Consider the following 22,560-nt stretch of genomic DNA (forward strand, 5'->3'; position numbering starts at 1 on the left):
ATGAAACCCGTCTCTCAATCACGAAGGGAGGTTTATGTATGGGTCGCAGCCTAAAAAAGGGACCTTTCGTAGATGACCATTTGATGAAGAAAGTTGAGAAATTGAATGAAGACGACAAGAAACAAGTGGTGAAAACCTGGTCTCGTCGTTCTACTATTTTCCCTAATTTTGTCGGACACACAATCGCAGTTTATGACGGACGTAAACATGTACCAGTCTATGTTACTGAAGATATGGTAGGTCATAAGCTTGGCGAATTCGCGCCATCCCGTACGTTCAAGGGTCACTCTGGCGACGATAAGAAAACAAAACGCTAATTGAGAGGAGGCACTCTACATGCAAGCTAAAGCCGTTGCAAAAACCGTTCGTATTGCTCCTCGTAAAGTTCGTATTGTTATCGATTTGATTCGAGGAAAAAACGTAGGCGAAGCGATCGGTATTTTAAATAATACTCGACGTGGCGCTTCTCCGGTTGTAGAAAAAGTATTGAAATCTGCTATTGCAAACGCAGAGCATAACTATGAACTAGATCCAGAAAGCTTATATATTTCTGAAGCATATGTAAACGAAGGTGTGACAATGAAACGTTTCCGTCCACGCGCAATGGGACGTGCGAGCCAGATCAACAAACGTACCAGTCACATTACAGTTGTCGTATCAGAAAAGAAGGAGGGATAATCAGTGGGTCAAAAAGTTAATCCGGTAGGTCTTCGTGTCGGCGTTATCCGCGACTGGGAATCCAAGTGGTACGCAGGTAAAGATTACGCAGACTTGCTACATGAAGACATTAAGATTCGTGAATATATTGAACAACGTCTTAAGGATGCTGCTGTTTCAACCATCGAAATTGAACGTGCAGCTAACCGCGTGAACATTACTATCCACACAGCTAAGCCTGGTATGGTTATCGGTAAGGGCGGTTCTGAAGTTGAAGCACTTCGTAAGTCATTGAACAGCCTTACTGGCAAACGTGTTCACATCAACATCGTTGAAGTTAAAAAAGCAGACTTGAACGCAACATTGGTTGCTGAAAATATTGCACGCCAATTGGAAAACCGTATTTCTTTCCGTCGTGCTCAAAAACAAACAATCCAACGTGCTATGCGCGCAGGTGCCAAAGGTATCCGTACACAAGTATCCGGACGTCTTGGCGGCGCAGACATCGCTCGTGCAGAACATTATAGTGAAGGAACAGTACCACTACACACACTTCGTGCAGACATCGACTACGGAACTGCAGAAGCTGACACCACATACGGTAAACTTGGTGTTAAAGTGTGGATCTATCGTGGAGAAGTCCTTCCAACTAAAAACAACAACTAAGGAAGGGGGAAAAGCATTATGTTAATGCCTAAACGTGTCAAGTATCGTCGTCAACACCGTACTAGTCTGAAAGGCCGCGCGAAAGGCGGAACTTCAGTAGCATTTGGTGAATATGGTTTGCAAGCTGTAGAGCCTGCATGGATTACTAGCCGTCAAATCGAGGCAGCGCGTATCGCGATGACTCGTTACATGAAGCGTGGCGGTAAGGTTTGGATTAAAATCTTCCCTGACAAGCCTTATACTGCTAAACCCCTAGAGGTCCGCATGGGTTCCGGTAAAGGTGCTCCAGAAGGATGGGTTGCAGTAGTAAAACCTGGGAAAATCATGTTTGAAATCGCAGGTGTATCTGAAGAAGTAGCACGCGAAGCGTTGCGCCTTGCTTCACACAAACTGCCGATTAAAACTAAATTCGTAAAACGTGAAGAAATTGGTGGTGAAATCAATGAAGGCTAATGAAATCAGAGAATTAACCACTGCCGAAATTGAACAAAAAGTTAAATCTTTAAAAGAAGAACTTTTCAACCTACGTTTCCAGCTGGCAACAGGTCAACTTGAGAACACAGCACGTATCCGTCAGGTTCGCAAGTCCATTGCAAAAATGAAGACCGTTGTTCGTGAAAGAGAGCTAGGCGTAAATAACTAATAGTTGAGAGGAGGTTACCCTCACATGAGTGAACGTAACAATCGTAAGGTTTACACTGGTCGTGTAGTATCTGACAAGATGGATAAAACCATTACGGTAATGGTTGAGACGTATAAATTCCACAAGCTATATGGCAAGCGTGTTAAATACTCTAAGAAGTTCAAGACCCATGACGAAAACAACCAAGCTAAAAACGGCGACATCGTACGTATCATGGAAACTCGTCCGCTATCAGCAACAAAGCGTTTCCGTTTGGTTGAAATCGTTGAAGAGTCAGTTATTATCTAATTAAAGTTCGCTCGGAAGGATTCCGAAGGGAGGTTACAACGATATGATCCAACAAGAGAGTCGTTTAAAAGTTGCAGACAACTCTGGTGCTCGTGAAATTCAAACTATTAAGGTGTTAGGTGGTTCTGGACGTAAGACTGCTAACATCGGTGACGTCATCGTTGCTTCGGTAAAACAAGCAACACCAGGAGGCGTTGTCAAAAAAGGTGAGATTGTAAAAGCAGTAATTGTACGTTCCAAGAGCGGAGCTCGCCGTAAAGATGGTTCTTACATTCGATTTGATGAGAATGCTGCCGTAATCATCCGTGACGATAAAGGACCACGTGGTACTCGTATCTTCGGTCCGGTTGCTCGTGAATTGCGTGATGAGAAATTTATGAAAATCGTATCTCTAGCTCCAGAAGTACTATAAAGAATGAATCGCGTTGTTAAGGAGGTGCGTCAAGCATGCATGTAAAAAAAGGCGATAAGGTAATGGTCATTTCCGGTAAGGACAAAGGCAAGCAAGGCTCTGTACTTGAAGCTTACCCGAAAAATGAACGTGTACTAGTTGAAGGTATCAACGTCGTGAAAAAACACGCAAAACCTTCTCAAGATAACCCACAAGGTGGAATTCTAAACCAGGAAGCACCTATCCATGTATCTAATGTAATGCCGATTGACCCGAAATCAGGCGAACCAACACGTGTTGGATACAAAGTGGAAAACGGAAAGAAAGTTCGTATCGCTAAAAAATCTGGTGAAACGTTAGGTAATTAATTAGCGACGAAAGGAGGGCCATACGATGAACGAACTACAGAATAAATATAATGAAGAAGTTGTGCCATCTTTGATGGAAAAATTCAATTATGACTCTATCATGGAAGCACCTAGAGTTGAGAAGATCGTAGTCAACATGGGTGTTGGTGATGCGGTTCAAAATGCGAAAGCATTGGACACTGCTGTTGAAGAACTATCACTTATCACTGGTCAAAAACCAATGGTAACACGTGCGAAGAAATCAATCGCTGGCTTCCGCCTTCGTGAAGGAATGCCAATCGGTGCGAAAGTTACTCTTCGCGGTGAGCGTATGTACGAATTCTTGCAAAAGTTGATTGCTGTATCTTTGCCACGTGTACGTGACTTCCGTGGTATTTCCAAGAAAGCATTCGACGGCCGTGGAAACTACACGCTTGGTGTAAAAGAACAATTGATTTTCCCAGAGATTAACTATGATAAAGTCAACAAAGTGCGTGGAATGGACATCGTTGTAGTAACTACAGCGAACACTGATGAAGAAGCGCGTGAACTCTTAGCTCAGTTTGGCATGCCGTTTCAAAAATAATGAGCTAACAAAGGAGGGAAAATTGTGGCTAAAAAATCAATGATCGCGAAACAAAAGCGACCGCAAAAGTATAAAGTTCAGGAATATACACGTTGTGAGCGTTGTGGACGTCCTCATTCCGTACTACGCAAATTCAAACTTTGCCGTATTTGCTTCCGCGAACTTGCATATAAAGGACAAATTCCTGGCGTCAAAAAAGCTAGCTGGTAAAGACCCCGATAGGGAAGGAGGTAACAAGTTATGACAATGACAGATCCGATTGCAGATATGCTGACACGTATTCGTAATGCCAACATGGTCCGCCATGAGAAGCTAGAACTTCCAGCTTCAAACTTGAAGAAGGAGATCGCTGATATCCTTAAGCGTGAAGGTTTTGTACGTGATTTCGAGTATGTAGAAGACAATCATCAAGGTGTTCTACGTATTTTCTTGAAATACGGACAAAACGACGAGCGTGTAATCACTGGACTGAAACGTATCAGTAAACCAGGATTGCGTGTTTACGCTAAAGCAGAAGAGCTACCAAAAGTCTTGAATGGCTTAGGTGTCGCTATCGTATCCACATCTAAAGGTGTATTAACTGATAAAGAAGCACGTGAGCAGGCTATTGGCGGCGAAGTGCTTGCCTATATCTGGTAATCTTAAAGAGAAGACAGGAGGTGCAAAGATATGTCTCGCGTAGGTTTTAAATCATTAGAACTTCCAGAAGGTGTTGAAGTTAAAAATGACAACAACACTGTTACAGTTAAAGGTCCAAAAGGGGAACTTACTCAAACGTTCCACGAGGACATGACAATTAAAGTTGAAGACAATGTTCTTACTGTAGAGCGTCCAAGCGAAAGTAAAGAACATCGTGCCCTTCATGGAACAACTCGCAGCCTGATCGGAAACATGGTTGAAGGAGTATCCAAAGGCTACGAAAAAAGTCTTGAAATCATCGGTGTAGGTTACCGTGCGACAAAGCAAGGTAACAAAGTGACCATCAACGCTGGTTATTCCCACCCTGTGGAAGTAGAACAGCGTGACGGTATTGAAATCGATGTTCCTTCCAACACGAAACTTGTTGTAAAAGGTATCGATAAAGAATTGGTTGGCGCTGTAGCTGCCAACATCCGTGCTATTCGTCCGCCAGAGCCTTACAAAGGTAAAGGTATCCGTTATGAAGGCGAATATGTACGTCGTAAAGAAGGTAAAACTGCTAAGTAAGGGCAAGTAAGCAACAGAAAGGAGTGACCTTGATGATCACTAAGCCTGATAAAAATGTGACACGTAAGAAAAGACATGCTCGTGTACGTCGCAGCATTTCTGGAACTGCTGCACGCCCACGTTTGAACGTATATCGCTCTAACAAGCACATCTATGCACAATTGATCGATGATGTGAATCAAGTGACAGTAGCTAGCGCTTCCACTAACGACAATGGTTTCGACCTTGAAAGCACTGGTAACGTTGAAGCAGCTAAAAAAGTCGGAGAACTGATTGCACAACGTGCACAGGACAATGGTTACAAAAACGTCGTGTTCGACCGTGGCGGCTATTTGTACCATGGACGTGTAAAAGCATTAGCAGAAGCCGCTCGTGAAGCCGGCCTTGAATTTTAATCGTTAAAGGAGGGACATATATGCGTACAAACATCGACCCTAGTAAACTAGATCTAGAAGAACGCGTTGTAACAGTCAACCGTGTAGCAAAAGTAGTTAAAGGTGGACGTCGTTTCCGTTTTGCAGCATTGGTTGTTGTAGGAGATAAAAATGGTCACGTCGGATTCGGTACTGGTAAAGCCCAAGAGGTACCAGAAGCGATCAAAAAGGCGATCGACGATGCAAAGAAAAACTTGATCAGTGTACCAGTCGTTGGTACGACTATTCCACATGAAATCCATGGACAATTCGGTGCTGGTAACATCCTATTGAAACCAGCTGCAGAAGGTACCGGAGTAATCGCTGGTGGCCCTGTCCGTGCCGTACTTGAGCTCGCAGGTGTAGGTGACATCCTGTCTAAATCCCTAGGATCCAACACACCAATCAACATGGTCCGTGCAACAATCAGCGGCCTTAATGAGCTTAAGCGCGCTGAAGATGTAGCTAAACTACGTGGAAAGTCTGTAGAAGAACTGTTAGGATAAGGAGGGAAATAACATGGCTAAAAAGTTGGAAGTTACCCTCACGCGCAGTGTGATCGGCAGACCTGAAGACCAACGTCTAACTGTCAAAACACTTGGCCTGAATAAAATTCGTCAATCTGTGGTACTTGAAGACACTCCATCCAATCGTGGAATGGTTAACAAAGTATCTCACTTGGTTGCAATTAAAGAAGTAGAATAAACATTAAGCGCAAAGAGGAGGTGCTCGCATGAAACTACATGAATTGAAGCCATCAAAAGGTGCTCGTAAAGAACGTAACCGTGTCGGACGCGGAATGGCGACAGGAAATGGTAAAACTTCCGGTCGTGGTCATAAGGGGCAGAAAGCTCGTTCCGGCGGTGGCACTCGTCCAGGATTCGAAGGTGGACAAATGCCATTATTCCAACGTCTTCCTAAACGTGGATTCACTAACATCCACCGTAAGGAATTCGCTATCGTAAACCTTGATGCACTTAATCGCTTTGATGAAGGCACAGAGGTTACTCCTGAGCTTTTACTTGAAACTGGCGTAGTAAGCAAAGAAAAAGCTGGTATCAAAATCCTTGGTAACGGATCACTTGATAAAAAACTTACAGTAAAAGCTCACAAGTTCTCTGCTTCAGCTAAAGAAGCAATTGAAGCAGCGGGCGGTCAAACTGAGGTGATTTAATGTTCCGGACAATCTCCAATTTTATGCGCGTGGGTGATATTCGGCGAAAAATCATATTTACACTTTTGATGTTGATCGTTTTCCGCTTTGGAACATTCATTCCCGTACCATTTACGGATAAGAATGCCATCAACTTCATGGATGAACAGAATGCCTTCGGTTTCTTGAATACTTTCGGGGGCGGCGCGTTGCAAAACTTTTCTATTTTTGCGATGGGGATCATGCCCTACATTACTGCTTCCATCATTATGCAGTTATTGCAAATGGACGTAGTACCTAAATTCGCAGAATGGAAGAAACAAGGGGAAGTGGGCCGGAGGAAATTGGCTCAGTTTACCCGTTATGGCACAGTCGTTCTTGCTTTTATTCAAGCTATTGGAATGTCCATTGGTTTTAACGCGATGACGCAAGGGCAGCTTATCCAGAATCCTGGAGTCGGCAAGTTTCTTGTTATTGCGTTAGTATTGACGGGTGGTACGGCATTCTTAATGTGGCTTGGTGAACAGATCACCGCTAACGGGGTGGGAAATGGAATTTCCATCTTGATTTTTGCAGGTATCGTAGCTGCCATCCCACAAGGTGTAAATCAACTATATGATCAGTACCTTGCTGATCCTGGTGAACAATTGTTTCTTAACCTCGTAATATTGGCAATCATTCTACTAGTTATCGTAGCTGTGGTGGTTGGAGTTATCTTTATCCAACAGGCACTACGCAAAATTCCAGTCCAATATGCCAAGCGTCTAGTAAATCGTTCACCAGTAGGCGGGCACTCCACGCATTTACCGATTAAAGTTAATGCTGCCGGAGTAATCCCGGTCATCTTTGCCATTTCCTTCATCATTGCTCCGCGGACAATCGCTGGATTCTTTGAAGGAAGCGAAATAGCCAGTACGATCGAATATATTTTCGATTATCAAAACTGGCCAGGGATGATCATTTATGTCGCTTTGATTATTGCCTTCACGTATTTCTACACTTTTGTTCAAGTTAACCCTGAACAAATGGCAGAAAACCTGAAGAAGCAAGGTGGATATATTCCTGGTATCCGTCCAGGTCAAAACACGGAAACTTATTTGACACGAGTCATGTATCGTCTAACTTTCGTCGGCTCGATCTTCTTAGCCGCCGTTTCGATTTTACCGATCATACTTGGGTCAGTGGCTAACCTGCCGCCTACCATTCAAATTGGAGGCACGAGCTTGCTCATCGTAGTAGGTGTTGCACTTGAAATGATGAAACAGTTGGAAAGCCAATTAGTGAAGCGTCACTATAAAGGGTTTATTAAATAAACATCCTTGGAAATGTTTCGAAGGGTGATCAACATGAGAGCGAGGGGAACAAGTTGAATTTAATTCTGATGGGTCTTCCTGGTGCCGGTAAAGGTACCCAGGCTGAAAAGATAGTCGAAAAATATAACATCCCTCATATCTCAACTGGAGATATGTTCCGTTTAGCTATCAAAGAAGGAACAGCATTAGGTAAAGAAGCAAAATCATTCATGGACAAAGGCGAATTGGTTCCTGATGAAGTAACCATCGGAATCGTGCGTGAACGTCTCAGCAAAGATGATTGTCAAAAAGGTTTCTTGCTGGATGGTTTTCCGAGAACAATCGCTCAAGCCGAAGCCCTGGAAAATCTTTTGAAGGATATGAACGAATCCTTGGATTATGTCCTTCATATTGATGTTCCAACCGATCAACTGGTAGAACGTTTAACAGGCAGACGTGTCTGCCCGACATGTGGTGCTACGTATCACGTCATCTACAACCCTCCTAAAGTGGAAGGCAAATGTGATAAAGATGGTTCCGAGTTGATTCAGCGTGAAGATGATCAACCAGAAACTGTCCGTAAACGTTTGGATGTAAATATCGAACAGACACAACCAATGTTGGACTTCTACAAGGACAAAGGCTATTTAGTAACAATTGAAGGTGACCAGGATATCAACCAAGTATTCAAGGACATCGACGAAAAGCTCGGAGGCTTAGCTAAATGATCATCACGAAAACACCACGGGAAATTGAAATCATGCGTGAAGCGGGCAGAATTGTTGCCCTGACGCACCGAGAGTTGAAAAAGCATATTCAACCAGGTATCACTACAGGAGAATTGGATAACATTGCTGAGCAGTTTATCAGCAGTATGGATGCAATTCCTTCCTTTAAAGGGTATAATGGTTTCCGTGGTAGTATTTGCGCCTCTGTCAATGAGGAGCTTGTTCATGGAATTCCGGGTGACCGGAAATTGAATGAAGGAGATATCATCAGTATTGATATCGGTGCAAAATACAAAGGATATCATGGCGATTCAGCCTGGACTTATCCGGTCGGTGAAATTGATGAAAAGACAGAGGATTTGCTGAAAGTTACTGAAACATCCTTGTTTAAAGGACTTGATGAAGCAAAACCAGGTGTACGCCTTTCAAATATATCGCATGCCATCCAAAGTTACGTTGAACCGTTAGGATACTCGATTGTCCGGGAATATGTAGGACATGGCGTCGGACAGGAACTGCATGAGGACCCACAAATTCCTCATTATGGACCTCCCAACAAGGGGCCGCGTCTGAAGCCTGGAATGGTATTGGCGGTTGAACCGATGGTGAATGCAGGTAAAAGGTACGTCAAAACACTTGCTGATAATTGGACGGTCGTCACGCAAGACGGTAAGATGTGTGCTCATTTTGAACATACTATCGTCATTACTGAAGAAGGTTATGAGATTTTAACCAAAGCCTAAGTGAAGGTGATCGTGATTGAACGAAACTGAGTCGAGTCCACGAATAGGTCAAGTTGTTCGTATTGTACAGGGACGTGAAGCAGAGCAGTATATGGTTGTCATTGATTTGCTTGACGATCGTTTTGTGCTGCTTGCTGATGGGGAGAAACGAAAGTTTGATCGACCAAAGAAAAAGAATCTGCAGCACGTGGAGCTGATGGATTTCGTTTCTCCAGAAGTCCAACACAGCCTTCTAGAAACTGGTCGCGTCACAAATGGTAAGCTGCGTTTTGCCGTAACGAAATTTATGAATGAAGTAGTGACTGATTTGAAGAAGGGAGATCAACTCGATGGCGAAAGACGATGTAATTGAAGTGGAAGGTACCGTCGTTGAGACTCTGCCAAATGCAATGTTCAAGGTAGAGCTTGAGAACGAACATACCGTTCTGGCACATGTATCTGGTAAAATTCGCATGCATTTCATTCGAATCTTGCCTGGTGACAAAGTGACGGTTGAACTTTCCCCTTATGATTTAACAAGAGGACGAATTACGTACCGTTATAAATAGCATGAAATGCTCCGATCTAAAAGGAGGTATGGATCATGAAGGTAAGGCCTTCTGTAAAACCAATTTGCGAAAAGTGCAAAGTTATCCGTCGTAAAGGTAAAGTAATGGTAATTTGCGAAAATCCTAAGCATAAACAAAAACAAGGCTAATTCTGAAGGAGGTGCACGTAACCTATGGCACGTATTGCAGGTATAGATATTCCTCGTGACAAGCGCGTCGTTGTTTCTTTAACTTATATCTATGGCATTGGTAAATCCGCTGCTAAAGAAGTACTGGCTAAAGCTGGTGTTTCTGAAGACACACGCGTCCGCGACTTGACTGAGGACGAACTAGCTAAAATCCGTAAAGCAATGGAGGACTTCAACGTAGAAGGTGACCTTCGCCGTGAAGTTTCTCTTAACATCAAACGTTTGATTGAAATCGGTTCTTACCGTGGAATCCGCCACCGTCGCGGCCTTCCAGTACGCGGACAGAAGACGAAGAACAACTCCCGTACTCGTAAGGGACCACGTCGTACCGTTGCGAATAAGCGTAAATAATCGTTAGATAAAGGAGGTAAATAAAACAATATGGCACGTAAAACTAACACTCGTAAACGTCGTGTGAAAAAGAATATTGAGAGTGGAGTGGCTCATATCCGTTCTACTTTCAACAATACGATCGTTACTATCACCGATGTCCAAGGTAACGCAGTAAGCTGGAGCAGTGCTGGATCCCTAGGTTTCAAAGGTTCCCGTAAGTCTACTCCATTCGCTGCACAAATGGCTTCTGAAGCTGCAGCTAAAGCAGCTCAGGAACACGGTATGAAAACTTTGGAAGTAACCGTTAAAGGCCCAGGTGCTGGTCGTGAAGCTGCTATCCGTGCACTTCAAGCTGCAGGCTTGGAAGTAACAGCTATTCGTGATGTTACACCTGTACCTCACAATGGTTGCCGTCCGCCAAAACGTCGTCGTGTATAATTTTACTGTATAGAATTTGTAACCCTGTCTATAATGGGTTATGATAGCTATTTAACAGCACCGCATGAATAACAGACAATACGAACGTTATTTGTTCTAAATCGGGGACTGCCTACCTGAGGAATTTCGGTTAGACAGGAGGTCTAACCGAGGTTTCGACGTTTTGAAGGAGGGTTTTGTTTAATGATCGAAATTGAAAAGCCGAAAATTGAAACGGTTGAGATCAGCGATGACGCCACATTTGGGAAATTCGTTGTCGAACCGCTCGAACGCGGGTATGGTACAACACTAGGTAACTCCTTACGTCGTATCCTACTATCCTCGCTTCCTGGCGCTGCTGTGACATCTGTTCAGATGGATGGGGCACTTCATGAATTCTCCACGATCGATGGGGTGGTTGAAGATGTAACGACTATCATTCTGAACCTGAAGAAACTGGCTCTGAAGATTTATTCAGATGAGGAAAAGACTTTAGAGATTGATGTACAAGGCGAAGGAAACGTTACTGCTGCTGACATTACGCATGACAGTGATATCGAGGTCTTGAATCCGGAGATTCACATTGCAACACTTGGTCCGAATGCCAGTCTGCAAATGCGTATCACAGCTGAGCGTGGCAGAGGATATCGCCCGGCAGAGGGGAACAATCACGAAGACCTGCCAATCGGGGTCATTCCGGTTGATTCCATCTTCACACCAGTATCACGTGTAACATACCAGGTGGAAAACACACGTGTGGGTCAATCAGCTAATTTTGATAAACTTACGTTAGATGTTTGGACAGATGGAAGCATTCGTCCAGAAGAGGCTGTGTCTCTAGGTGCTAAAGTCTATATGGAACACCTCAATATCTTTGTCGGCCTTACTGATGAAGCACAAAAAGCTGAAATCATGGTAGAAAAAGAAGAGGACCAAAAAGAAAAAGTACTAGAGATGACGATCGAAGAGCTTGACTTGTCTGTACGTTCCTACAATTGCTTGAAGCGTGCAGGTATCAATACCGTACAGGAACTTGCTCATAAGTCTGAAGAAGACATGATGAAGGTCCGCAACCTTGGACGTAAGTCACTGGAAGAAGTTAAATATAAATTAGATGAACTCGGCCTTGGTCTAAGAAAAGACGATTGATCGATAGATTGCATCAAAGAGAGTCAAAACAAGGGAGGGATAATCAATGGCTAGAAAATTGGGTCGTACTACAGATCAACGCTTGGCGTTGTTGCGCAACCTGGCGACAGATCTAATTATCCATGAACGTATTGAGACGACTGAAGCCAAAGCGAAAGAGCTTCGTTCTGTCGTGGACAAAATGATCACACTCGGCAAGCGTGGGGATCTACACGCTCGTCGTCAAGCAGAAGCGTATCTATATAGTGCTTCAGCTGATGAAGAAGGAGATCAGACAGCACTACAAAAACTATTCTCTGACATCGCTCCACGCTATGAGGATCGTCAAGGTGGTTATACTCGTGTACTGAAACTTGGCGAACGTCAAGGTGATGGCGCGAAAATGGCGATCATTGAATTAGTTTAATGAATAACAAGGGTGCAAAAGGGCAGGACGGAATCTCAGCTAGAGGTTGGTTCCAGCCCTTTTTTGTTTTGCACCTAACCAGTCAGCTATTTCCCCATAATTCTAAAAAAACGGACATTATTTCCGGGGAAATATTAGGTAAGTCGAGCAGAGGGGGAGCTAAGTTTGTCATATTTTATCGAATTTAGAGACGTATCATTCCGCTATAGGGAAGACCAGCCCTGGGTACTAAAGGATGTAAGTTTTCATGTGCAATCCGATGAGTGGCTGGCCATTATCGGCCACAATGGGTCCGGGAAATCTACCATCGCTAAATTGATGAATGGCCTTCTTCTTCCTCAAAAGGGAGAGATCCTTGTTGACGGGGTGCAAGTAACTGAAGATACGATTTGGGAAATCCGCAAGAAAGTAGGAATGGTTTTTCAGAATCCTGATAACCAGTTTGTTGGTACGACGGTAAAGGATGATGTGGCCTTTGGCATGGAGAATCATGGCCTGCCACGCAAGCTTATGGTGGAAAGAATCCAGACAAGCTTAGCTGCAGTCGGCATGAACGATTATGAAGCCCACGAACCCCACCGTCTCTCTGGAGGGCAAAAACAGCGTGTTGCTATAGCCAGTGTGCTGGCTGTGGCACCTCAACTCATCATATTGGATGAAGCTACCGCTATGCTTGACCCTAAAGGCAGACTGGAAATTATGGAAACCATACGTAACGTGCAGGAAGACCAGGATCTATCACTCCTTACCATTACTCATGACCTCCAGGAAGTTGTAAAGGCAGACAGGGTAATTGTGATGAACCAAGGTAGCAAATGGTTAGAAGGCACCCCGCGAGATGTATTTTCTGAAAAAGATAAATTACGGAATATTGGCTTAGATACTCCCTTTGTAACGAAGCTGGCTGCTGAATTATCTGCTGCTGGATTACCTATACAGCGTGAGCCATTAAATCACCAGGAGTTGTTGGAGGACTTATGGACATTACATTCCAAGATGTAAGTTATATCTACCAGGCTAATACACCATTTGAACATCGTGCTTTGAGTGGGGTGTCATTTCATATCCCTTCCGGGTCCTTTGTTGCTGTTATTGGCCATACAGGCTCTGGTAAGTCCACATTACTTCAACACTTGAATGGTCTGTTGCGACCTACAGAGGGGAAAGTGATGATTGGCGACTACCAAATCAGTGCAGGGGAAAAAACGAAAGATATCAAAAGCTTACGAGAAAAAGTAGGGGTGGTCTTTCAATATCCTGAACATCAACTATTTGAGGAAACTGTTGCAAAGGATATCGGATTTGGCCCATTGAACTTTAACGTGGATCCTAAAGAAATTGAAAGAAGAACAGGTGAAGCTATTAAGGCGGTAGGTTTGCCGGAAGATCTTCTTCAGCGATCACCTTTTGATCTCAGCGGAGGCCAGATGAGAAGAGTAGCTATAGCGGGTGTGCTTGCCATGAACCCTGAAGTGCTTGTATTAGACGAGCCGACAGCTGGCCTGGATCCAAGTGGTCAAAGGGAAATTATGGATATGTTTTCCCGCCAGCATAAAAACCACAACCTTACTACTGTTCTGGTTACCCACAGTATGGAGGACGCGCTCCGCTATGCGGACCATATTATCATCATGAAAGATGGCGAAAAGTATATGGAAGGCGCTCCTTTGGACGTACTCGTCAATAAAGAGGAACTGCAAAGGGTACAGCTGGATCTTCCAGAGGTAATCCAATTTTTGCATCAGGCAGAAAAGCAGTTCGGAAAAACGATCCCCTATCGGAAGCAAAGCATAGCACAATTAGCAAAGGAATTGACTGCTATTGTAAAAGGGGGAGAGAGCCATGGGTAGCAGCATGATCATTGGACAGTATGTGCCTGGCAACTCGCTTATCCACCGTCTTGACCCCCGGACGAAAATAACCATCATTTTTTTCTTTGTGTTGATCGTATTCTTTGCTAATTCTGTTATGAGTTACGGGTTATTGACGTTATTTGCAGTAGGAAGCGCGGTTTCAACAAGAATTCCTGCGCCTTACTTGATTAAAGGTTTGCTTCCTGTTTGGTTTTTGATAGTTTTCACTTTTATTCTGCACTTATTTGTTACAAAAGAAGGGGAAGTACTGTTTACTATTTTTTCTTTTGATTTTTATACAGGCGGAATCATTCAAGGTTTAGCTATTTCATTGCGTTTCTTTTTATTAATCCTGGTGACCTCACTCCTGACGCTGACGACCACCCCGATAGAAATCACAGATGCGATTGAGGGGATGTTAGGGCCATTGAAGAAGGTTCGTTTCCCGGTGCATGAGCTTGCGTTAATGATGTCGATCTCACTACGCTTCATTCCAACGTTGATGCAGGAAACAGAGAAAATCTCGAAAGCTCAGGCATCGAGAGGCGTCGACTTTCGTACAGGCTCTTTCAAAGACCGTATCAAGGCAGTGGTACCTTTGTTAGTTCCGTTGTTTGTCAGTGCTTTTAAACGTGCAGAAGAGCTGGCAATGGCGATGGAGGCAAGAGGATACCAGGGTGGCGAGGGAAGAACGAAGCTGAGGGAACTTCGTATCGGTAAGCTGGATACCTACACGTATATCCTTTTTATACTTGTGGTTATCGGTTTATTCTTGACCAGAGCATAGGATGGAGGAAACATTGTGCAAAAGTTAAAGGGCATCATCCAATATGATGGAACAGCATTTGCAGGTTATCAAATACAGCCTAACGGTCGTACCATCCAGGCCGAGATTGAAGCTGTCCTGCAGAAGGTGCATAAAGGTCAAACGGTGAAGGTGACAGCCTCAGGACGGACCGATGCTGGTGTGCATGCGGTGGGACAAGTTATCCATTTCACTTCAGATCTTAATATCCCGCTCGAAGGCTGGAACCGGGCTTTGAATGCTATGCTTTCTGATGATATTCGTATCGCTGACATCCAATATGCCGATGCAGATTTTCATGCCCGTTATGACACCAAAGGGAAAGAATATCGCTATAAAGTATTGAATCAAAAGGATCCTGACCTGTTCAGACGCTATTATAATTATCATGTTCCTCAGAAGTTGGATGTAGCAGCGATTAAGGAAGCATGCAGGTATCTGAAAGGGGAACATGATTTTACTTCCTTTTGTTCTGCCCGCTCTACAGTAAAAGGCGGTAAAGTCCGGACGATCACTAAGGCTGATATTTATCCGGAAGGAAATGAACTGGTATTTATTTTCCGGGGTACAGGGTTTCTTTACAATATGGTCCGCATTTTGGTGGGTACATTGCTGGAAATTGGAAAAGGAGAAAGAAAGCCGGAAGAGATTATGGCTATGATTGAGGCGAAAGATCGAAGTGCAGCAGGCAAGACTGCGCCGCCCCATGGTTTGTTTCTCTGGGAGGTTTTTTACTAAGCATTTTGAGGATCATAACTGGCAGCGGAAAGTTCAGCATTTCTTATATTTTATCGTTTTTCAATAATTTATAAAAAACAACTCTCCCTGGTGTAACATTTCCTTGACATTCGGGGTACAAGTATTATAATATGTTCTATGGCATTTTATTTCTATACCACGATTAGCCCCGGAAACTAATCGTATCGAGATAAATGAAGCTCTGTGAAACATTTAAACAATTCAGGAGGGAAACCGACATGCGCACAACTTTCATGGCTAATGAAGGTAACGTTGAACGTAAATGGTATGTTGTGGATGCAGCGGGTAAGACACTTGGTCGTCTTTCCAGCGAAGTTGCTGCTATCCTACGCGGTAAGCATAAACCAACTTATACACCGCACTTTGACACTGGTGATCACGTAATTATCGTCAATGCAGAAAAAATCGAACTTTCAGGTAAGAAACTTAACGATAAAATTTATTACCGTCACACAAATTATGTAGGCGGTTTGAAATCTCGTACAGCTAACGAAATGCGTACGAAATACCCTGAGCAAATGCTTGAAATTGCAATCAAGGGTATGCTGCCTAAAGGAAGCCTGGGACGTAAAATGGGTAAGAAGCTTCACGTGTATGCTGGCCCAGAGCACAAGCACGAAGCACAACAACCAGAAGTTTACGAACTTCGCGGATAATCTAAGGAGGTAATGAAGAGTGGCACAAGTACAATACAACGGTACTGGACGTCGTAAAAAGTCAACTGCACGTGTACGCCTTGTTCCTGGAAACGGCCGTGTAGTAGTCAACAACCGTGACGCGGAAGACTACTTCCCGTATGAAACCCTTCGTACAATTCTAAAGCAGCCTCTAGCTGTTACAGAAACAGAAGGTAACTATGATGTATATGTAAACGTTGATGGTGGTGGATTCACTGGCCAGGCTGGTGCTGTCCGTCATGGTATCGCTCGCGCCCTATTGCAAGCTGACCCTGACTACCGCACACCATTGAAGCGTGCAGGTCTACTGACACGTGACAGCCGCATGAAAGAGCGTAAGAAATACGGTCTTAAAGGCGCTCGTCGTGCACCACAGTTCTCCAAGCGTTAATTTTATATTGTTACTAAAGTCTCTGGTCTATTGCAGATCAGAGGCTTTTTTATATAATTTTTAAAGTAACAGGAAAAGGTTAGACGAGCATATTTTACTGCCTTGTCCCATATAGTTGAAAGAGAATGTTATGGGAGAGGGTGGGAAAGACGTGTACCATCGTCTGAAAGTATTTACGTGGTTATGTGGGCTGGCATTATTGATTTTTTTAATTGCATATCCTGTTCAAGAAGCAAAAGATACATGGCAGACATGGTCGCTTCCATTAGCCGGAAAGGTGATTGTACTGGATCCGGGACATGGGGGAGTTGACGGAGGAGCCGAAGGACCGGAGGAAGATAATGTACAGGAAAAAGATATTGCGCTTAATATCACTAAATACTTACAGGATTACCTCCAGCAGGGTGGAGCGTTAGTATATTTGACGCGTAGTGATGACCGTGACTTAGCAGCGGAAGATACGGACGGGTATTCCAGGAGAAAAACCGAGGACCTGCGGAACCGATTGGCATTCATTCATGAGAAAGAACCGGATATTTTTTTAAGTATACACTTGAATGCCCTTCCTGCTTCGGAATGGCGTGGTGCTCAGACTTTCTATTATCCTGACTTGGAGCAAAGTGAGCATTTGGCAAAGTTTATCCAGGCGGAAATCGTCCGTAACCTGGAAAATACAAAAAGGTCTGTACTCGCTATTAATGGCATGTATCTCCTCAAGCATGCTAATGTTCCAGGTGCGCTAGTGGAAGCTGGCTTTTTATCAAATCCCCATGAACGGAACTTATTGAAAAAAGACAGCTATCAGCGAAAGATGGCAGCTTCTATTTATGAAGGCATTTTGCGGTATTCGAGTGAAGAAGAATATCCCGGTTCCAACTGACAGATTTCACCATCCTTGATGCAAATCACTTATTTCGTATATGAAATATGTTATACTTGCAGTGATTGAAACAATAAAAAGGATGGTGAATCATACGTGTTGAATAAAGAAGAAGTACAAAAATTGCTTGATCCAATCGAGGATCCGTTTTTACATAAAACGTTAGAAGAAACCGGTGGCGTAGAAGAGATTAAAATCAAAGAAGAAAAGGACCATGTCAGTGTCAAAATCGGTATTGCTAAAACTAATACGGCAGAACAAATGCAGCTGCAACAGGAAATTGTAAACGTTTTGAAGAGTGCCGGCGCGGCTACTGTCGGTTTACGTTTCAGTCAGCTCCCAGATGAAGTTATTGAAAAGTATCAAGGCAGCGCTCAACAAGCCGAAGAGGCATCCCTGATGAATGGCCAGACAGGGACTACATTTATCTCGATTGCAAGTGGTAAAGGTGGCGTAGGGAAATCTACCGTAACGGTAAACCTTGCTATTGCTCTTGCGCGTTTAGGCAAGAAGGTCGGTATTATCGATGCTGATATATATGGTTTCAGTGTACCGGATATGATGGGAGTAGAGGAGCGTCCTGTCGTGCGAGGAGAAAAAATTCTTCCGGTAGAACGATTTGGTGTAAAAGTCATTTCTATGGGCTTTTTTGTTGAAGACAATTCGCCTGTTATCTGGCGTGGTCCAATGCTCGGTAAAATGCTGACAAGCTTCTTCAAAGAAGTGGAGTGGGGCGATTTGGACTATCTGCTTCTTGATTTACCGCCGGGTACTGGTGATGTAGCATTAGATGTCCATTCTATGCTTCCATCCTCTAAAGAAATCATCGTTACGACACCGCATCCGACAGCAGCGTTTGTTGCAGCGCGTGCCGGTCAGATGGCTATCCAGACGGAACATGAAATCCTTGGGGTAGTGGAAAATATGGCTTACTTTGAAAGCCAGGTGACAGGCGATAAAGAATATGTATTCGGACGTGGCGGAGGAGACAAGCTTGCAGAACAGCTGAAAACAGATGTGCTCGGTCAAGTTCCTCTGCGCCAGCCGTTTGAAGAAGAAGATATTTTTGCTCCATCGGTTTATCAGGAAGACCATCCAACGGGACAGATTTACCGGAATGTAGCAGCGAAGGTAATTGATCGTACGTCCTGATATAACAAAGGTCACGTTATCCCACAGAAGGGAAACGTGACCTTTTTCTATAGGAGAAGAAGCGAAACAGATACGTATTGGATATTACTCCGTCGTACCTCCGCCACCTTCACCTCCACCGCTGGAACCGCCTTCCTGGGATTGCCCGCCTTGGCTTTCGCCTCCGCCTTGCCCACCTTCTTGCATTTTTTCAGCGGCTTTTAGCAATGTTTCAGTCATTTCTGCTTTAAACAAAGGACTGTTCAGGGTTTCTTGAATAGTTTTCTCTAAATGCTCACGGAATTTTTGTCCTTCTAGAACGGTTTGCACCTGCTCGATCATTTCAGGGTTCTGGAAAACATCAATGAGGAGTTTCTGGTATTCAGAATCCTTCATCAATCCCTTCAGCAGTTCCTCATGTTCTTTTTTCATCGAGTCAGCAAAACCTTTGACAAACTTTGGATCTTCAAACATTTTTGTCCAGAATTCCTGGCCTTTTTCAGAAGTCAATGCCTGATTGACAGCGTCAGAGACCACCTCGGATTCGAGAGCCATCGCCTGCTGCATTTTTTCATCAGATAATACTTCTGTCATGGCTTTTTTACCATCATCGGACTTTAATATATCTACAACCATTTTTTTAGTGGTGTCGTAATCGGCTTGTTCACTTCCAGAGGAATTCCCTGCACATGCGGTGAGAAACAATGCAAATAATCCTATGAACAATAAGCTGCGTTTCATGGACATTTGGAATGTCCCCTTTCTTTGTCCTATTATTTATTAATATGGGGAAACGGGAGAAAAATATTCGCGCTAACACTAAGGAAAAAAACGGGTGTTCATGATAAAATACCAAAGGAAAGGTTATAAGAAGATTAGGGGGATACATCGTGACAAGTCGTAAATGGGTGCATCTTTTTTGGACGACTTTAGTACTGGGCGGGGCACTGACACTCCTGACCAGCTTTGTTGTCAAAGCGGATGCTTATGCACAAGTATTACAGCCATTCGATTTTTTTGAGCTAATCGGGCTGTTGTTATTTTTCTCAGGATTAGGTTTTATATTCAGTATTATCAGTCAAATGGGCTTTTTTGCGTATTTGACCGTCCATCAATTTGGATTAGGTATGTTTAAAGGCTTATGGCCTGCGATCCAGGTGTTTCTAATTGTTTTCACCTTGTTTGATCTTGTTTATTTCCGTTACCAGGCAGCTGGTGAAGGTGCTTCTTTGTGGCCTTACCTGCTTACAGCATTTGCCTTGTTGGCAGTCAGCTATGTGGTGGCTCGTATAAAAAGAAAAGAAACCAACAGCAAGGCATTTATCCCCGCTTTATTTTTTATGGTAGTAGTGACTACAGTAGAATGGGTGCCTGCTTTACAATCTGAAGGCCAGGTCTACGTATGGCTGATGATTATTCCGCTTCTTGCATGTAATGCTTATCAGTTATTACTACTCCATCGCTTGAATAATAAGGAGCCGAAACGTAAATAATGAAAAGCCGGACATTTGGTTGTCCGGCTTTTTTATATTTTAAGAAAGATTAACTTGTATAAAAACTTGGCGACAAGCTAAGTTTTTATAATTAGTTTATTTCTTGTGCGTTCGCTTCGCTTCCTGCCACCAGGTCCGTAACTCTGACGAACTTCAATCCTTTTCCTTTCAATCCCGGTAATATTGTATCTAACGCCTTAGGGGTTTGCTTAGCTGAATCCGAAGCATGAAGGAGGATAATATCCCCTTTGGAACTCTTACTCATTACATGATCGACTATAAGCTCCGTTCCTGGATTTTCCCAATCCCTCGGGTTTATACTCCATTGAACCACGTCATACCCTTTTTCGTCTGCAATTTCCAATACTTCTTTATTAAAGTGACCATGAGGAGGGCGTAAAAGAGTGAGGTCCTCGTATCCCAGTTTATCGAAAATTTCTTTTGCATAGTTCAGGTCTTTTCTGACCTGCTCCGGCTTTTGTTCCAGGTAGCTCGTATACCGGTAACCCATCATTCCGATTTCGTGTTCTCCTTCGTTAATTTTTTTCATTAATTCCGGATGCCTTTCAGCCCATTCACCGCTTACGAAAAAAGTGGCCTGCACATCATGATCAGCTAATTGTTTCAACACATCATTTACCTTTTCAGTACCCCAGCTTATATTGAACGTTAAGGCGACAGCGGCTTGTTTGTCATCTCCTTTGCTTAAAGCTTCTGGCCCGTTTTCGCTTGAAAAAACAGACAGGGAATTAAACTGACCAATCCATAAGAATAAGGCACAAACCAAGGCTAAAAGTACAATGATGGCATATCGTTTTATTGTTTTAAGCTGCCATACAAAAAAATGCATACAACCCCTTCTTTCCAAGTGGACTTGCTACATTCTATGTTCAATAAGGCCAGGCTATGCGATTCGGTAATTTTTTCTAATAAATAATTGGAATAAGGGAACAATGTAAAGACAATCTTTCAATGAGGTGATCTCGTGCTTGGTTTGTTGATGAACGAAAATGAAAGAGAAGAAATAGAATATCTAATTAAAAGAGAAATGGACGAGCTTTTGTTCGACTTAGATGACCACCGCATCGATCATATGGTTAAGCGTGCAATGCAAGAACGGTATCACTTGCTTTTTGAATTGTTCAAACGTGTTGCCAGCCATCATGAATGTTTGAAGTACATGCCTAGGAAGAAAAAACAGCAATAAGAAAGAATGTGTTATATTCAATATAGGAAGAACAACAGGAGTTTGTAAGGGAGTGGAGAACATGAAAGAGATAAGAGGAGTTCTTTTCGACTTGGATGGTGTGATTACCGATACTGCTGAATACCACTTCGAAGCATGGAAGAAGCTTGCCGAAGAGTTGGATATATCATTTGACCGGGGGTTCAATGAGCGGTTAAAAGGTGTGGGCAGGATGGAATCATTGGAATTGATTTTAAAACACGGGGAAAAAGAATTATCAGAAACTGAAAAAGAGCATTTTGCCTCTAAGAAAAATGATCATTATAAAACCATGATTGCTAATATTACGCCAAATGATTTACTTCCAGGTATCCTGGAGTTCATGGAAGAAATAAAAGAAGCTGGTATTAAGACTGCTCTTGCTTCATCCAGTAAAAATGCGCAGGTAGTAATAGAAAGGCTGGAAATCACGCACTTACTCGATGAAGTCGTGGATGCAGCTAAGCTGGAGCGAGGGAAACCTGACCCGGAAATTTTCCTGAAAGCTGCTGAACAAATTAATGAGCCGGTAACTGCGTGTGTAGGAGTAGAAGATGCCCAGGCAGGAGTAGACGCCATTAAAGCAGCTGGTATGTTTGCGGTAGGGGTCGGCAGTTACCTGGAAAAGGCTGACTGGATTGTGGAAGATACCAGCCAGCTTGAATTAAAAAAGTTACAGGCTAAAATTCAATAACTCACGCGGATAGAAGTTGGGAGCTGATGCTCCCTTCTTTTTTATTGGATCATCATATGCTCCAAAACGACAAATTTCATTTTTTATAAAAAAGTTTAAAAACACTATTGCATAAATTATAATTTATATGCTATATTTATCTCTGTTGTCGGAAAAACAACCGAAGCCAACAAATTACAACAAAAAACTTGTAATAAATTGTTGACAACGATTCGCGGCCATGATATATTAATATTCGTCGCAAAAACGACAAACAACAATTTGATCTTTGAAAACTGAACGAACCAACCAGTACGTCAATACAATTTCTTCATTATATGAGGAAATGAACAACGCACTTTAGCAGTGCAAACATGAGCAAGACAGACTCAACTTTTATGGAGAGTTTGATCCTGGCTCAGGACGAACGCTGGCGGCGTGCCTAATACATGCAAGTCGAGCGCGGGAAGCAAGCGGATCCCCTTCGGGGGTGACGCTTGTGGAACGAGCGGCGGACGG

The 22,560-nt window shown here is 43.3% G+C and carries 39 protein-coding genes and 1 rRNA gene; 38 read left to right on the plus strand and 2 right to left on the minus strand.

Annotated elements, in window-relative coordinates; all coding sequences use genetic code 11:
• Window positions 1-38: 38 nt before the first annotated feature.
• The 34 genes from rpsS (at window position 39) to salA (ending at window position 18,671) form a co-directional block, all read left to right on the plus strand.
• Window positions 39-317 (plus strand): 30S ribosomal protein S19, encoded by a 279-nt coding sequence (rpsS, locus tag ACGTNI_RS15230; RefSeq protein WP_028781717.1) that lies wholly within the window; start codon window positions 39-41, stop codon window positions 315-317.
• A gap of 19 nt (window positions 318-336) precedes the next feature.
• The gene (rplV, locus tag ACGTNI_RS15235; protein WP_085504876.1) at window positions 337-678 is read left to right on the plus strand and encodes a 50S ribosomal protein L22; all 342 of its coding nucleotides are present in this window, start codon (window positions 337-339) and stop codon (window positions 676-678) included.
• 3 nt (window positions 679-681) lie between these two features.
• Window positions 682-1,323 carry a 30S ribosomal protein S3 gene (rpsC, locus tag ACGTNI_RS15240; protein ID WP_062438294.1) on the plus strand — a complete coding sequence of 214 codons (642 nt, stop codon included), beginning with the start codon at window positions 682-684 and terminating at the stop codon, window positions 1,321-1,323.
• Window positions 1,324-1,341: 18 nt separating this feature from the next.
• Entirely contained in the window at window positions 1,342-1,776 is a 435-nt protein-coding gene (gene rplP, locus ACGTNI_RS15245; protein WP_028781720.1) for a 50S ribosomal protein L16, read from the plus strand.
• Window positions 1,766-1,966 (plus strand): 50S ribosomal protein L29, encoded by a 201-nt coding sequence (gene rpmC / locus ACGTNI_RS15250; RefSeq protein WP_028781721.1) that lies wholly within the window; start codon window positions 1,766-1,768, stop codon window positions 1,964-1,966. Before rplP ends, rpmC begins: the two co-directional genes overlap by 11 nt.
• 24 nt (window positions 1,967-1,990) lie before the next feature.
• On the plus strand, window positions 1,991-2,254 hold the full coding sequence (gene rpsQ, locus ACGTNI_RS15255; RefSeq protein WP_062438298.1) for a 30S ribosomal protein S17: 264 nt from the start codon (window positions 1,991-1,993) through the stop codon (window positions 2,252-2,254).
• A 43-nt stretch (window positions 2,255-2,297) separates the two neighbouring features.
• The gene (gene rplN, locus ACGTNI_RS15260) at window positions 2,298-2,666 is read left to right on the plus strand and encodes a 50S ribosomal protein L14 (RefSeq protein WP_062438301.1); all 369 of its coding nucleotides are present in this window, start codon (window positions 2,298-2,300) and stop codon (window positions 2,664-2,666) included.
• Window positions 2,667-2,701: 35 nt separating this feature from the next.
• Window positions 2,702-3,013, plus strand: a complete 312-nt coding sequence (rplX, locus tag ACGTNI_RS15265) for a 50S ribosomal protein L24 (RefSeq protein ID WP_062438304.1) — start codon at window positions 2,702-2,704, stop codon at window positions 3,011-3,013.
• Window positions 3,014-3,038: 25 nt separating this feature from the next.
• Window positions 3,039-3,578: a 50S ribosomal protein L5 gene (gene rplE / locus ACGTNI_RS15270; protein WP_085504877.1), complete on the plus strand. Its 540-nt coding sequence runs from the start codon at window positions 3,039-3,041 to the stop codon at window positions 3,576-3,578.
• 24 nt (window positions 3,579-3,602) lie between these two features.
• Window positions 3,603-3,788 carry a type Z 30S ribosomal protein S14 gene (locus ACGTNI_RS15275; RefSeq protein WP_082411863.1) on the plus strand — a complete coding sequence of 62 codons (186 nt, stop codon included), beginning with the start codon at window positions 3,603-3,605 and terminating at the stop codon, window positions 3,786-3,788.
• Between the two features lie 30 nt (window positions 3,789-3,818).
• A complete protein-coding gene (rpsH, locus tag ACGTNI_RS15280; RefSeq protein ID WP_062438311.1) occupies window positions 3,819-4,217 on the plus strand; it encodes a 30S ribosomal protein S8 in 399 nt (132 codons plus the stop codon).
• A 30-nt stretch (window positions 4,218-4,247) separates the two neighbouring features.
• Window positions 4,248-4,784, plus strand: coding sequence for a 50S ribosomal protein L6 (gene rplF / locus ACGTNI_RS15285; protein WP_085504878.1), 537 nt, complete (start codon window positions 4,248-4,250; stop codon window positions 4,782-4,784).
• A gap of 32 nt (window positions 4,785-4,816) precedes the next feature.
• Window positions 4,817-5,179 carry a 50S ribosomal protein L18 gene (gene rplR / locus ACGTNI_RS15290; protein WP_085504879.1) on the plus strand — a complete coding sequence of 121 codons (363 nt, stop codon included), beginning with the start codon at window positions 4,817-4,819 and terminating at the stop codon, window positions 5,177-5,179.
• 20 nt (window positions 5,180-5,199) lie between these two features.
• Entirely contained in the window at window positions 5,200-5,703 is a 504-nt protein-coding gene (gene rpsE / locus ACGTNI_RS15295) for a 30S ribosomal protein S5 (RefSeq protein WP_028781729.1), read from the plus strand.
• A gap of 13 nt (window positions 5,704-5,716) precedes the next feature.
• Window positions 5,717-5,902: a 50S ribosomal protein L30 gene (rpmD, locus tag ACGTNI_RS15300; RefSeq protein WP_062438321.1), complete on the plus strand. Its 186-nt coding sequence runs from the start codon at window positions 5,717-5,719 to the stop codon at window positions 5,900-5,902.
• Between the two features lie 28 nt (window positions 5,903-5,930).
• Complete coding sequence (gene rplO / locus ACGTNI_RS15305) at window positions 5,931-6,371, plus strand: 50S ribosomal protein L15 (protein WP_062438325.1); 441 nt, start codon at window positions 5,931-5,933, stop codon at window positions 6,369-6,371.
• Window positions 6,371-7,663, plus strand: a complete 1,293-nt coding sequence (secY, locus tag ACGTNI_RS15310; protein ID WP_085504880.1) for a preprotein translocase subunit SecY — start codon at window positions 6,371-6,373, stop codon at window positions 7,661-7,663. The genes rplO and secY overlap by 1 nt, the downstream gene beginning before the upstream one ends.
• A gap of 53 nt (window positions 7,664-7,716) precedes the next feature.
• Window positions 7,717-8,370, plus strand: coding sequence for an adenylate kinase (locus ACGTNI_RS15315; RefSeq protein ID WP_085504881.1), 654 nt, complete (start codon window positions 7,717-7,719; stop codon window positions 8,368-8,370).
• Window positions 8,367-9,113 carry a type I methionyl aminopeptidase gene (gene map, locus ACGTNI_RS15320; RefSeq protein WP_085504882.1) on the plus strand — a complete coding sequence of 249 codons (747 nt, stop codon included), beginning with the start codon at window positions 8,367-8,369 and terminating at the stop codon, window positions 9,111-9,113. Before ACGTNI_RS15315 ends, map begins: the two co-directional genes overlap by 4 nt.
• A 16-nt stretch (window positions 9,114-9,129) precedes the next feature.
• On the plus strand, window positions 9,130-9,465 hold the full coding sequence (locus tag ACGTNI_RS15325; protein WP_085504883.1) for a KOW domain-containing RNA-binding protein: 336 nt from the start codon (window positions 9,130-9,132) through the stop codon (window positions 9,463-9,465).
• Window positions 9,443-9,661, plus strand: a complete 219-nt coding sequence (infA, locus tag ACGTNI_RS15330) for a translation initiation factor IF-1 (protein ID WP_028781736.1) — start codon at window positions 9,443-9,445, stop codon at window positions 9,659-9,661. The genes ACGTNI_RS15325 and infA overlap by 23 nt, the downstream gene beginning before the upstream one ends.
• Before the next feature lie 35 nt (window positions 9,662-9,696).
• A complete protein-coding gene (gene rpmJ, locus ACGTNI_RS15335) occupies window positions 9,697-9,810 on the plus strand; it encodes a 50S ribosomal protein L36 (protein WP_003156543.1) in 114 nt (37 codons plus the stop codon).
• A 24-nt stretch (window positions 9,811-9,834) separates the two neighbouring features.
• Window positions 9,835-10,200 carry a 30S ribosomal protein S13 gene (gene rpsM, locus ACGTNI_RS15340; protein ID WP_085504884.1) on the plus strand — a complete coding sequence of 122 codons (366 nt, stop codon included), beginning with the start codon at window positions 9,835-9,837 and terminating at the stop codon, window positions 10,198-10,200.
• A 30-nt stretch (window positions 10,201-10,230) separates the two neighbouring features.
• Window positions 10,231-10,620, plus strand: a complete 390-nt coding sequence (gene rpsK / locus ACGTNI_RS15345; protein ID WP_062438342.1) for a 30S ribosomal protein S11 — start codon at window positions 10,231-10,233, stop codon at window positions 10,618-10,620.
• A 183-nt stretch (window positions 10,621-10,803) separates the two neighbouring features.
• Window positions 10,804-11,748 (plus strand): DNA-directed RNA polymerase subunit alpha, encoded by a 945-nt coding sequence (locus tag ACGTNI_RS15350; RefSeq protein ID WP_062438345.1) that lies wholly within the window; start codon window positions 10,804-10,806, stop codon window positions 11,746-11,748.
• A 46-nt stretch (window positions 11,749-11,794) separates the two neighbouring features.
• Window positions 11,795-12,154, plus strand: a complete 360-nt coding sequence (gene rplQ, locus ACGTNI_RS15355; RefSeq protein ID WP_062438347.1) for a 50S ribosomal protein L17 — start codon at window positions 11,795-11,797, stop codon at window positions 12,152-12,154.
• A 165-nt stretch (window positions 12,155-12,319) separates the two neighbouring features.
• On the plus strand, window positions 12,320-13,156 hold the full coding sequence (locus ACGTNI_RS15360) for an energy-coupling factor ABC transporter ATP-binding protein (protein WP_394463629.1): 837 nt from the start codon (window positions 12,320-12,322) through the stop codon (window positions 13,154-13,156).
• Window positions 13,132-14,004: an energy-coupling factor ABC transporter ATP-binding protein gene (locus ACGTNI_RS15365; protein ID WP_394463630.1), complete on the plus strand. Its 873-nt coding sequence runs from the start codon at window positions 13,132-13,134 to the stop codon at window positions 14,002-14,004. The genes ACGTNI_RS15360 and ACGTNI_RS15365 overlap by 25 nt, the downstream gene beginning before the upstream one ends.
• Window positions 13,997-14,794 (plus strand): energy-coupling factor transporter transmembrane component T family protein, encoded by a 798-nt coding sequence (locus ACGTNI_RS15370; RefSeq protein ID WP_394463631.1) that lies wholly within the window; start codon window positions 13,997-13,999, stop codon window positions 14,792-14,794. The genes ACGTNI_RS15365 and ACGTNI_RS15370 overlap by 8 nt, the downstream gene beginning before the upstream one ends.
• A 15-nt stretch (window positions 14,795-14,809) precedes the next feature.
• On the plus strand, window positions 14,810-15,550 hold the full coding sequence (gene truA, locus ACGTNI_RS15375) for a tRNA pseudouridine(38-40) synthase TruA (protein WP_394463632.1): 741 nt from the start codon (window positions 14,810-14,812) through the stop codon (window positions 15,548-15,550).
• A gap of 239 nt (window positions 15,551-15,789) precedes the next feature.
• Window positions 15,790-16,227 (plus strand): 50S ribosomal protein L13, encoded by a 438-nt coding sequence (rplM, locus tag ACGTNI_RS15380; protein WP_062438365.1) that lies wholly within the window; start codon window positions 15,790-15,792, stop codon window positions 16,225-16,227.
• 19 nt (window positions 16,228-16,246) lie between these two features.
• Complete coding sequence (gene rpsI, locus ACGTNI_RS15385; protein ID WP_085504890.1) at window positions 16,247-16,639, plus strand: 30S ribosomal protein S9; 393 nt, start codon at window positions 16,247-16,249, stop codon at window positions 16,637-16,639.
• 151 nt (window positions 16,640-16,790) lie between these two features.
• Window positions 16,791-17,519 (plus strand): N-acetylmuramoyl-L-alanine amidase CwlD, encoded by a 729-nt coding sequence (cwlD, locus tag ACGTNI_RS15390; RefSeq protein WP_394463633.1) that lies wholly within the window; start codon window positions 16,791-16,793, stop codon window positions 17,517-17,519.
• Window positions 17,520-17,615: 96 nt separating this feature from the next.
• Window positions 17,616-18,671: an iron-sulfur carrier protein/transcriptional regulator SalA gene (gene salA / locus ACGTNI_RS15395; protein ID WP_394463634.1), complete on the plus strand. Its 1,056-nt coding sequence runs from the start codon at window positions 17,616-17,618 to the stop codon at window positions 18,669-18,671.
• A gap of 84 nt (window positions 18,672-18,755) precedes the next feature.
• Here the strand turns inward: salA and gerD are convergent, their stop codons facing one another.
• Window positions 18,756-19,397 (minus strand): spore germination lipoprotein GerD, encoded by a 642-nt coding sequence (gene gerD / locus ACGTNI_RS15400; protein WP_394463635.1) that lies wholly within the window; start codon window positions 19,395-19,397, stop codon window positions 18,756-18,758.
• A gap of 143 nt (window positions 19,398-19,540) precedes the next feature.
• Between gerD and ACGTNI_RS15405 the strand changes: the two genes are divergently transcribed.
• Window positions 19,541-20,143 (plus strand): KinB-signaling pathway activation protein, encoded by a 603-nt coding sequence (locus ACGTNI_RS15405; protein WP_394463636.1) that lies wholly within the window; start codon window positions 19,541-19,543, stop codon window positions 20,141-20,143.
• A gap of 91 nt (window positions 20,144-20,234) precedes the next feature.
• Here ACGTNI_RS15405 and pdaB read toward each other — a convergent pair whose 3' ends face one another.
• A complete protein-coding gene (gene pdaB / locus ACGTNI_RS15410; protein WP_394463637.1) occupies window positions 20,235-20,993 on the minus strand; it encodes a polysaccharide deacetylase family sporulation protein PdaB in 759 nt (252 codons plus the stop codon).
• Between the two features lie 135 nt (window positions 20,994-21,128).
• On the opposite strand from pdaB, the gene ACGTNI_RS15415 reads away from it, so the two are divergent.
• The 3 genes from ACGTNI_RS15415 to ACGTNI_RS15425 all read left to right on the plus strand — a co-directional run.
• The gene (locus ACGTNI_RS15415; protein WP_394463638.1) at window positions 21,129-21,350 is read left to right on the plus strand and encodes a hypothetical protein; all 222 of its coding nucleotides are present in this window, start codon (window positions 21,129-21,131) and stop codon (window positions 21,348-21,350) included.
• 61 nt (window positions 21,351-21,411) lie between these two features.
• Window positions 21,412-22,062 carry a beta-phosphoglucomutase gene (pgmB, locus tag ACGTNI_RS15420; RefSeq protein WP_394463639.1) on the plus strand — a complete coding sequence of 217 codons (651 nt, stop codon included), beginning with the start codon at window positions 21,412-21,414 and terminating at the stop codon, window positions 22,060-22,062.
• A 374-nt stretch (window positions 22,063-22,436) separates the two neighbouring features.
• Window positions 22,437-22,560: ribosomal RNA gene (locus ACGTNI_RS15425) — 16S ribosomal RNA — on the plus strand; the annotation flags it as partial.

Source organism: Thalassobacillus sp. B23F22_16 (assembly GCF_043496955.1).
Taxonomy (GTDB): domain Bacteria; phylum Bacillota; class Bacilli; order Bacillales; family Halobacillaceae; genus Thalassobacillus; species Thalassobacillus devorans_A.